The following is a 10,218-nucleotide window of genomic DNA, read 5'->3' on the forward strand; positions in this document are numbered from 1 at the left end:
TGCTGCAGCAGCCGCGGGATCAGGCCCTCCTCCTGGTCGAGGAGGGCGAGCAGCAGATGCTCGCCGTCGACCTCGGTGTGACCCAGGCGGCCGGCGGCGCTCTGGGCCTCCTGCAGGGCTTCCTGGGACTTCTGGGTCAGGCGGTTCATGTCCATGGTGGTAGATCACTCCTCATGCCTGCACGCCGCAGCGCGGCTTCGAGCAAGCTGATGCGGTCGAGCAGGTCGAGCACCAGACCGAGGGATGCGTAGTTCAGGCACAGCCCGGTGCGCAGCCGCTGGACGCGGGCCAGGGCGGCTGGGGCCGTGGGGGCGAACACCAGCCGTCCGGAGGTGTCACGGCCGGCGTCCACCAGTCCGAGGGCGACGAACCGACGGATCAGGTCGGGATGGAGGCCTGAGCGGCGGGCCACGGTCTCCAGGGAGAGCCTGGGTACGGGCACGATCGCGTACTGCACGCCCACCTCGGTCGTGCGTGCGTGGGACGGGCGGGCCTCGGCCGGTCGGTCGCTCATCAGGTCCTCCTGGGGTCGAACGAGGAGACAGCGGCAAGTTCCTCAAGCAGCTCGCGCTCCCGGTCGTTCAGCCGGGGCGGCACCATGATCCGCAGCTCCGCGTACAGGTCTCCGTTCGCGCCGCGCGGGCCCGGCATGCCCTCGCCGCGCAGCCGCAGGCGCCGTCCGCTGGAGGACCCGGCGGGCACGGTCACCTTCGCCGTGGCGCCGCTCGGCGTGGGCACCGGCACGGTCGCGCCCAGCGCCGCCTCCCAGGGGGTGACCGGAAGCCTCACGTGGACGTCCCGGCTGTCGAGGCGGAACTCGGGGTGCGGCTGGATCCGCACCCTCAGGTACAGGTCCCCGGCGGGAGCGTCACCGCCGCTCCCGCGCCCGCCCTCTCCGGCCAGCCGGATGCGCTGCCCGTCGGTGGTGCCGGGCGGCACGTCGACCTCGTAGCGCCGCTGCCCGGTCGGCCCGGCAAGGGTGACCGTACGGCGGCCGCCCCGATAGGCCTCCTCGACGGTGAGCGGCAGCTCGGCCTCCTGGTCGGCACCGGGCACGCGCATCCGCCCGGCGCCGCCGAACAGCGAGCCGAACAGATCCTCGACGTCGACCCCCTCGCCCCCGAAGCCTGCCGTGGAGTACCGCACCCGGGGACCGCCGCCGGTGGGCCACCGGAAGCCGCTGCCGGCTCCGGCGCCGGTGGCGACCCGCTCCTCCCAGTCCTCGGGGATCTTCCGGAAGTCCTCGCCGAAGCGGTCGTACCGGGCTCGCTGCTCCGGATCGGACAGGACGCTGAAGGCCTCGTTGATCTCCTTGAACCGCTCCTCCGCCTGGGGGTCCTTGTTGACGTCGGGGTGGTACCTGCGGGCCAGGGTGCGGTAGGCCCGCTGGATCTCGTCCCGGTCGGCGGTGCGCGCAACGCCGAGCACCTCGTAGAAGTCGCGTGCCATGGACGGTCACTCCCGCTTGGCGACGGTCACGGCGGCAGGCCGCAGCTGCCGCTCGGCCTCCCCGTAACCGGGTCGCAGCACCTGGACCACAGTGTTCGGATCGGCGTCGGAATCCTGGACCACGCCGACCACCTCGTGCCGGGCCGGGTCGAACGCCACGCCCCTTTCTGCGTGGCGCGGGTAGCCCAGCCGCTCCAGGACGTCCACGGCCTGGTCACGCACAGCCCGGACACCCTCGACAATCGCACCGGGGTCGGCGGCCGCGTGGCTCAGGGCAAGTTCCAGGTTGTCGATGACCGGCAGGAAGGCCGCAGCTGTACGGGCGCGTTCGGCCGGGGCCTCCCGCTCCAGCTCCCTGGCGTGGCGTTTGCGCAGGTTGTCGAGATCGGCCAGGGCGCGGCGCCAGCGGTCCTCGGCCTCTCGCAGCGCGGCCGCGTATGCGTCGTCGGGTGCGGCGGTGCCGGTTGCGGCGTCGGGCCCCGGCTCGGCCTCCTCGGCCGGCGGTCCAGACTGCGTAAGATCCCCGCGCGGCGGCTGTACGGCGCCTTCCGGCGGCGGGTCGGGCTCCCGGCCCCGGGGTGGGATGGGCATGGCGGGCACCTCAGCCCTTGTCGAACTCGGCGTCGATCACATCGTCGTCGCCCCCGGCGCTGCCCGGCGCGGCCACGCCGGGAACGGATCCGTCCGGTGAGCCGGTGCCCGCCGGACCGCCCGCGGCGGCTCCCGCCTGGTGGGCCGCGAGTCCCGCGAAGACCTGCTGGAGTTCGGACGTCAGCGGCCGGACCTTGTCCACCCCGGCCTCGTTCTTGACCGCCTCGCGGGCCTCGGCCACCAGCATCTCGGCGCGGGCCTTCTCGTGTGCGGGCGCGGCGTCGCCGAGCTCGCCGAGACGCTTTTCGACCTGGTAGGCGATGGCGTCCAGTTCGTTGCGGGCGTCGACCGCCTCGCGCAGGGCCTGGTCCTCGCCGCGGTTGCGTTCGGCCTCCTCGACCATCCGCTCGACCTCCCTGCGGTCGAGGTTGGAGCTCTCGCTGATGGTGATGCCCTGCTCCTTGCCGGTGTCCTTGTCCCGCGCGGTGACGTTGAGGATGCCGTTGGCGTCGATGTCGAAGGTGACCTCGACCTGCGGCTCGCCGCGCGGCGCGGGGCGGATGTCGGTGAGCTGGAAGCGACCCAGGACCCGGTTGTCGGCGGCCCTCTCCCGCTCGCCCTGCAGGACGACGACGTCGACGGCGGGCTGGTTGTCCTCGGCGGTGGAGAAGGTTTCGGTGCGGCGCACCGGGATGGTGGTGTTCCGCTCGATGATCTTGGTCATCACGCCGCCGCGTGTCTCCACGCCCAGCGACAACGGGGTGACATCGAGCAGCAGGACATCCTTGACCTCGCCCTTGAGAACCCCGGCCTGGATCGCGGAGCCCATCGCCACGACCTCGTCGGGGTTGACGCTCATGTTGGGGGCCTTGCCGCCGGTCAGCCTCCGCACCAGGGCCTGGACGGCGGGGATGCGGGTGGAGCCGCCGACGAGGATGACCTCGTCGATGTCGCTGTCACTGACCTTGGCGTCGTCCATGGCCTGCCGCACCGGGCCCAGGCAGCGCTCCACCAGGTCGCCGGTGATCTGCTCGAACGTGGACCGCATGATCGTCGTGGTCAGATGCTTGGGCCCGGAGGCGTCGGCCGTGATGAACGGCAGGCTGACCTGCGTCTGGGTCACCGAGCTGAGCTCGGTCTTGGCCTTCTCGGCGGCCTCGAACAGGCGTTGCAGGGCCTGCGGATCCTTGCGCAGGTCGATGCCGTTCTCCTTCTGGAAGCCGTCGGCGAGCTGGTCGACCAGCCGTCGGTCGAAGTCGTCCCCGCCCAGATGGCTGTCACCCGCCGTGGACCGGACCTCCACCACGCCGTCGCCGACGTCGAGGACGCTGACGTCGAAGGTGCCACCGCCCAGGTCGAAGACGAGCACAGTCTCATGCTGCTTCTTCTCCATGCCGTAGGCGAGGGCGGCCGCGGTCGGCTCGTTGATGATCCGCAGCACTTCCAGGCCGGCGATCCGTCCGGCGTCCTTCGTGGCGGTGCGCTGGGCGTCGTTGAAGTAGGCAGGCACTGTGATGACCGCCTCCGTGACGCGCTCCCCCAGCTGCTTGGAGGCGTCGTCGGCGAGCTTGCGCAGGACCTGCGCGCTGATCTCCTCAGGAGCGTAGAGCTTGTCTCGCACCTTGAATCGGGCGGCACCACCGTCTCCCTCGACCACGTCGTACGCGACGGCCTTGGCCTCTTCGGAGATCTCGTCGAAGTGTCGGCCGATGAAGCGCTTGGCCGAGTAGACGGTGCCCTTGGGGTTGAGGATCGCCTGGCGGCGGGCCAGCTGGCCCACCAGGCGCTCGCCGGTGTCGGTGAAGGCCACCACGGACGGCGTCGTGCGGTTGCCCTCGCTGTTGGGTACGACCGTCGACTCGCCGCCCTCCCAGACGGCGATCACCGAGTTCGTGGTGCCCAGGTCGATGCCTACTGCCTTGGCCATGAGGAACTCCTTCCGCGACGGGCGGCCCCCTGTTCGCCCCCGGAGTCGCGCCCGGTCTTCCGCACTCGCTCAGGTGACGGCGGGACCGCGCCGCGGGCGGCTGCTCTTCCAAGTCCCGCTGCTTGTGCTGGTGCCGGTCCCGCTGGGCAGCTCGGCCAGCAGCCGCACCGCCTCGTCGGCGACCGCGTCGTCGGCGACAACTTCGTACCGGCTGGGCGGCATGAAGCTCACCGAGGCAAAGTCCCGGCGGCCACGCTGGGCCACGTACACCTGCAGGCCGAGCAGAGCGCCGACGAGTGCTCCGAAAACCAGCCCGTACAGGGCGAGGAGCAGTCTCGACACGACCGGGTCCAGCCAGTTCAGCAGCCCGAAGATCCAGCCGATCAGTGCGCCGGGCAGAGCACCGCCCGCCGCGCCGTGCAGCGCGGCCCCGCCATGTCCCATGCGGCCGGTCACCTGCTCGACCAGGCGCACGTCCTGGCCGATGATGGCCACCCTCTCTACGGGAAAAACCTGATCGGAAGGTGATCGACGGCGCGTTCCGCCTCCTGGTAGGTCGTGTACGAGGAGACGGTCCTGTGGGCCTGCTCGTTCATCAGCCAGTCCTTCCACGGCCACCGCCCGGCGAGCCCTGACACGCCCAGAGTGGCAAGAGAGCAGCGCGCTCCGCCTGCACCCGGCAGGTCAGAAATCCGGGGAGTCGGTCGACCCAAGAGAACAAGGCTCAAATTCCGGACAAGTCGGACGGTTCTGCCTAGGCTGGGTGCTCAGGGCTCGCCCAGGCGTGGATCCCACGACTCGCTCGATCGCCCCCGATGACCGGAGGAGAAACGGAGTCCTCTATGGCCTGCCATCCGTCACGGAGGCTGTCCCCTCACTTCTCCGCCCAGGAAGTGACCCGTCACCCGAGTAACACTGCGGGCACCGAACGGCACGGCCCCCGTCCGCTCGCGGCGCTGGACCCACACGGACTGCTGGTGCTGTCCCACACCCTGTTCACCTGCGCGGAGCAGAGTGAGATCGTGCGGTTGGCCATGCGGCACGTCAGTGCCCTTGGTCCCTACCACGCCGAGGCGGGATACCTCGCGACGGGCGACGGCTTGTCCCGCGTCCCCGGCCACGACGCGGGAGCGCCAACGGTCGACGACGCACGGATGAAGGAGTTGGGCGAGGCTGACGGCTCCGTATCCCTTCCGGAGCGGTCCTGGGCCTGGGCGTTCGGCCTGCGCGGGGCCGGCGGTCTGCTCGGCTACATCCTGGTCTCCTCCCACTCCGAGCCCGACGAGCAGGGGCACTTCCTCCTCTCGACCCTCGTGGGGTTCACATCGGCGGCCCTGTCACTGACGGCCACGCGCGCTGCGCAGCACGACAACGCCGGCGAACTGAGCCGCCTCCGCACCGAACGCGACACCGCACTGCGGCAGCTGGACACAACGCGCTCCGAGCTGCACCTGCAGAAGACCGTGCACGAGGCCCTCGCCCGTGTCGCTGCCCGGGGCGGCGGCGAGGACGCCATCACCCAAGCGCTGTACGACCTCACCGGGCTGCCGTCGCTCATCGAGGACCGGTTCGGCAACCTGAGGTCCTGGGCCGGTCCCGACCGGCCCGACCCCTATCCGGTGCGCTCCTCGACCGACCAGGAAGAGATGTTGCGGCAGGTCGCGCGCGAGGCGGGCCCGGTCAAAGTCAAGGACCGGCTGATCGCCCTGGCCCGGCCACGCGGCGACCTCCTCGGCGTACTCGCCCTCGAGGACCCCGAAGCGACGGCCAACGAGCACACAATGTTCGCTTTGGATCACGCCCAGCGGTCGCTCGCCCAGGAACTGATGCATATGCGCGAACTCGCCGAGGTCGAACTGCGGCTGCGCCGTGAGCTGATAGACGACCTGTTGGAAGGCACTGACGAGACAAGCGCCTACGCCCGAGCCGAAGCCATCGGCCATGACCTGCAACGTACCCACTACGTGGTCGTGGTGCACTGGCCGGGCAACGCCGCGAACAGCTCCTTCACCAGTGCCGTCGAGCAAGCGACGGCCACCTCGGCGACCCGTCCGCTGATCACCCGTCGCGGCGACCGGATGGTCCTGCTGACCGAAGCGAGGCCCGACGACGATGCCATGTACACGGCGCTGGCCCATGAGCTGGGAACGCCCGACGGAGCGATCGGGGTGAGCACCCGCTGCGACTCCCCGGACGGCATTCCCCGCTGTTATCAGGAGGCACTGCGGGCCCTGGATGTGCGGCAGAACTCCCGCCAGCGCAGCGGGACGACGTTCTTCGACGACCTCGGGCTGTACCGGATCCTGGGGCCCGGAAACGATCTCCGGGAGCTCGAAGACTTCGTGCGAGAGTGGCTCGGCCATCTGATCGACTACGACGCAGGGCACGACACGGAGTTGGTGGAGACGCTCTCGCGCTACTTCGACTGCGGAGGCAACTACGACGATGCGGCCGCCGCGCTGACGGTCCACCGCAGCACCCTGCGCTACCGGCTGCAGCGCATCCGTGAGATCAGCGACCGCGACCTGGCGGATGTGGACACCCGGCTCAATCTGCAGGTGGCAACGCGCGTCTGGAAGATCATCCTGGGCGGGCGGCGCTGACCGCGGGCAACCGGAGGGCCGGCGCTGCGGGTCAGCCCGGCACTCGAACAGGTCGCCTGTGAGGCAAAGTCGATGTTGCGGCCTGATCGCCTGCCGTCCAGCCCCTCCGAGCTGCGGAAACTGCCCGCATATGAGGTGTGCTGGTGGCACCCCACGGGGTGCATCAGCACTGACGTGGGTGGTGAGGCCCGGCGTGCGGTCGCACGTCAGGCCTCACCGTTTTCCCACGGCCTCTCGGCATGTCGGCACCGGCAGGCGGACGAGCTGGCCACTGACCCCACCGGACCTGGGCAACGGCCCTCGCAACGCAGCCCCCGCCGACCACCGAAGCCACATCACCGCCCGCCGCCAAGCGGAAGGGCCTCCCCCCGATTTGGGCCCGGTTCTCGTATAGCTGCCGCTGACCGACAAGTAGCTGAACGTAACCGTCTGGCGACGGTTCCGCGTAACCCCTTCGGTGCCTGACCTGTACTCGCCATGCTGTGGCGATCATCAGCTTGGGCGAGGGAGTGCGGGTGCGGCAGGACTGGGAGCCGGAGGACCTGATTGAGGTCTGGACGTTGCTCGAAGACGATACGAAGAAGCTTCGGAACAAGTCCGGGGCGAACCGGCTGGGCTTTGCGATGCTGCTGAAGTTCTTCGAGGTCGAGGCCCGGTTCCCGGAGTCCGACAGGGAGGTGCCGACCGCCGCGGTGGCGTATGTGGCCCAGCAGGTGAAGGTGGCGGCGGAGGAATGGGCGGCCTACGACTGGCAGGGCCGGGCGGCCACCCGTCACCGGGCGGAGATCCGCGAGGCGTTCGACTTCCGTGAGTCCACCGAGCAGGACCAGGAGAGCCTGGCCGAGTGGCTGAGCGCGGAGCTGTGTGGGGTGGAGATGTCCCGGGACCGGCTGGCGGAGGCGGTGGTGGCGCGCTGTCGCAACGACCACATCGAGCCGCCCGCGCCGGCCAAGGTACGGCGGCTGGTGGCCAAGGCCACGCGGGACTTCGATGCGAAGTTCTGCCGCCGGACTGTAGACCGGCTCTCGCACGCGACCCGCTCCCGCCTAGAGGACCTGCTCGACCCGGGCGAGGGTGAGGAGGAGTCCGCAGAGGCGTCGAGCGTCGGCGGCGGGCGGTCCTTCTTCACCGAGCTCAAGGCCGACCCGGGGGCGCCGGGGCTGGAGAGCCTGTTCGCGGAGGTCGACAAGTTGCAGCGGGTGCGCCGGCTGGAGATGCCGGCGGACCTGTTCGCGGACGTGTCGGAGAAGCAGGTGGGCGCCTGGCGGGCGCGGGCCTCCAAGGAGTACCCGGCGAACATGGCGCGGATGCATCCGCCGATGAGGCTGACGCTGCTGGCCGCGCTGTGCCATGTGCGGCACACCGAGATCACCGACTCGCTGGTGGAGCTGTTCACCCAGCTGGTGCTGAAGATCAACACCAGGGCGGAGAAGAAGGTCGACAAGGAGCTGACGGACGAGCTGAAGAAGGTCCGCGGCAAGGAGGCGATGATGCTGCGGGTCGCCGAGGCGTCGATGGCCCAGCCGTCCGGCACGGTCCGTCAGGTCGTCTTCCCGGTGGTCAGCGAGAAGACGATGAAGGCGCTGGTGGCGGAGGCCGCGGCGAACGAGGCGAAGTACAAGGCGCGGGTGCGCACGGTGCTGCGCTCCGCGTACTCCTCGCACTGGCGCCGGATGCTCACCCCGTTGCTGCGGGCGTTGACGCTCAAGTGCAACAACACCGCCTACCGGCCGGTGATGGACGCGATCGACCTGCTCCAGCGGTACCTGGAACAGCCCATCGCGAAAGAGGGGGCGTTCTTCGACGCGGCCGAGACGGTGCCACTCGACGGGGTGGTGCCCGACCAGTGGCGGGCGGCGGTGGTCGACGACAAGGGCCGGGTCGAGCGCATTCCGTACGAGCTGTGCGTACTGGTCAGCCTGCGCGACGCGCTGCGCAGGCGGGAGATATGGGTGGTGGGGGCGAACCGGTGGCGCAACCCTGAGGACGACCTGCCGCAGGACTTCGAGGACAACCGGGACGTGCACTACGACGCGATCCAAAAGCCCCAGGACCCGGCGGAGTTCATCGCGGCGCTGCAGAAGAAGCACCGCGAGGCCATGGACCGGCTGGAGAAGGCACTGGTGGAGGACACCACCGGCGGGGTGGCGATCGTGAGGAAGAACGGCGAGGGCTGGATCAGGGTCTCGCCGCGGCCCAAGCAGGAGGAGCCGGAGAACCTGACCGCGATCAAGACCGAGGTCCAGCGGCGCTGGGGCACCATCGACCTGCTGGACATCCTCAAGTACGCCGAGTTCGACACCGACTTCATCTCGGAGTTCACCACGGTAGCAACGAGGGAGAACCTGTCGCGCGAGGTGCTGCGGCGACGCCTGCTCCTGGTGCTGTTCGGGCTGGGCACGAACATGGGGATCAAGCGGGTCGCGGTGACCGGCAAGCACGGCGAGACGGAGGCCACCCTGCGCCGGGTGCGGCACCTGTTCGTGAACCGGGGCAACATGCGCGCCGCGCTGGTCAAGCTGGTCAACGCGACCTTCGCCGCGCGCGAGGAGGGGTGGTGGGGCAGCGGGACGGCGTGCGCCTCGGACAGCCGCAAGTTCGGTGCGTGGTCCAGCAACTTCATGACGGAGTGGCACCAGCGGTACCGGGGGCCCGGGGTGATGATCTACTGGCATGTGGAGCGGAAGTCGGTGTGCGTCTACTCCCAGCTCAAGAGCTGTTCGGCCTCCGAGGTCGCCTCGATGATCGAGGGCGTGCTGCGGCACTGCACCGAGATGGTGGTCGACCGGCAGTACACCGACACCCACGGCGCCTCGATCGTGGGGTTCGCCTTCGCGCACATGCTGGACTTCCGGCTGATGCCCAGGCTGAAGAACATCGGCCGCTCCCGGCTGTACCGGCCGGTGGCCGGCGAGGACAAGAACTGGCCCACGCTGGCACCGGTGCTCTCCGGCAAGACCATCGACTGGGACCTGATCGCCCAGCAGTACGACCAGATCGTGAAGTACACCACCGCCCTGCGGCTGGGCACCGCCGAGGCCGAGCAGGTGTTGCGCCGGTTCACCAAGGGCGGCCCCAAGCACCCGACCTACCAAGCTATCGAGGAGCTGGGGCGGGTGGTGCGCACGGCGTTCATCTGCGACTACCTCAGCGATGTGGAGATGCGCAAGGAGATCCACGAGGGCCTGCAGGTCGTGGAGAACTGGAACTCGGCCAACTCCGACCTCTTCTACGGCAAGGACGGCGACCTGACCGGCGACGACAAGGAGGGCCAGGAGGTCTCCATGCTCGCTCTGCACCTCCTGCAGAGCAGTCTCGTCCACGTCAATACCCTGCTGATGCAGCAGGTCCTGGCCGAGCCGAAGTGGGCCGACCTGCTCACCGAGGCCGACCGGCGGGCCCTGTCCCCGCTCTGGTGGACCCACGTGAACCCTTACGGCCGCTTCGAACTCGACATGACCCGACGCCTGGACCTGGGCCTGGTGACGGACCCCGATCCGCAGCCGCAGGACGACATGGCTTCCGCCGCAGCCCCGGCCGCATGAATCTCCCGGCACCGGCCGGGGCCGCGGCGGGCGCGGCACATCGGTGGTCGCTGGTGGGGCGTGTCGCTTTCAGAGCCGGGTTACCGGGGTCGGTTGGGGTTGC

Annotated in this window: 8 protein-coding genes; 2 read left to right on the forward strand and 6 right to left on the reverse strand. The window is 69.8% G+C overall.

Annotated elements, in window-relative coordinates; all coding sequences use genetic code 11:
• The 6 genes from VIW71_RS23660 to VIW71_RS23685 form a co-directional block, all read right to left on the reverse strand.
• Positions 1 to 155, reverse strand: a 155-nt coding sequence (locus tag VIW71_RS23660; RefSeq protein WP_331624590.1) for a Clp protease N-terminal domain-containing protein, incomplete at its 3' end; no start/stop codon positions are given.
• The gene (locus VIW71_RS23665) at positions 146 to 514 is read right to left on the reverse strand and encodes a chaperone modulator CbpM (RefSeq protein ID WP_331624582.1); all 369 of its coding nucleotides are present in this window, start codon (positions 512 to 514) and stop codon (positions 146 to 148) included. The genes VIW71_RS23665 and VIW71_RS23660, both read right to left, overlap by 10 nt.
• Complete coding sequence (locus tag VIW71_RS23670; RefSeq protein WP_331624583.1) at positions 514 to 1,449, reverse strand: J domain-containing protein; 936 nt, start codon at positions 1,447 to 1,449, stop codon at positions 514 to 516. The genes VIW71_RS23665 and VIW71_RS23670 overlap by 1 nt, the downstream gene beginning before the upstream one ends.
• Before the next feature lie 6 nt (positions 1,450 to 1,455).
• Entirely contained in the window at positions 1,456 to 2,040 is a 585-nt protein-coding gene (locus VIW71_RS23675; RefSeq protein ID WP_331624584.1) for a nucleotide exchange factor GrpE, read from the reverse strand.
• Between the two features lie 10 nt (positions 2,041 to 2,050).
• Positions 2,051 to 3,967 carry a molecular chaperone DnaK gene (dnaK, locus tag VIW71_RS23680; RefSeq protein ID WP_331624585.1) on the reverse strand — a complete coding sequence of 639 codons (1,917 nt, stop codon included), beginning with the start codon at positions 3,965 to 3,967 and terminating at the stop codon, positions 2,051 to 2,053.
• A gap of 69 nt (positions 3,968 to 4,036) precedes the next feature.
• Positions 4,037 to 4,462: a glycine zipper family protein gene (locus VIW71_RS23685; protein ID WP_331624586.1), complete on the reverse strand. Its 426-nt coding sequence runs from the start codon at positions 4,460 to 4,462 to the stop codon at positions 4,037 to 4,039.
• 398 nt (positions 4,463 to 4,860) lie between these two features.
• Between VIW71_RS23685 and VIW71_RS23690 the strand changes: the two genes are divergently transcribed.
• On the forward strand, positions 4,861 to 6,570 hold the full coding sequence (locus tag VIW71_RS23690; protein ID WP_414720822.1) for a PucR family transcriptional regulator: 1,710 nt from the start codon (positions 4,861 to 4,863) through the stop codon (positions 6,568 to 6,570).
• 482 nt (positions 6,571 to 7,052) lie between these two features.
• A complete protein-coding gene (locus VIW71_RS23695; protein ID WP_331624588.1) occupies positions 7,053 to 10,115 on the forward strand; it encodes a Tn3 family transposase in 3,063 nt (1,020 codons plus the stop codon).
• Positions 10,116 to 10,218: the final 103 nt, after the last annotated feature.

Source organism: Streptomyces sp. (assembly GCF_036524955.1).
In the GTDB taxonomy this organism is placed as follows: Bacteria; Actinomycetota; Actinomycetes; order Streptomycetales; family Streptomycetaceae; genus Actinacidiphila.

Bases quoted from the DNA above. Each gene is read 5' to 3' on its own strand.
- VIW71_RS23665 (WP_331624582.1), bottom strand. From the start codon at position 514: ATGAGCGACCGACCGGCCGAGGCCCGCCCGTCCCACGCACGCACGACC.
- VIW71_RS23670 (WP_331624583.1), bottom strand. From the start codon at position 1,449: ATGGCACGCGACTTCTACGAGGTGCTCGGCGTTGCGCGCACCGCCGAC.
- VIW71_RS23675 (WP_331624584.1), bottom strand. From the start codon at position 2,040: ATGCCCATCCCACCCCGGGGCCGGGAGCCCGACCCGCCGCCGGAAGGC.
- dnaK (WP_331624585.1), bottom strand. From the start codon at position 3,967: ATGGCCAAGGCAGTAGGCATCGACCTGGGCACCACGAACTCGGTGATC.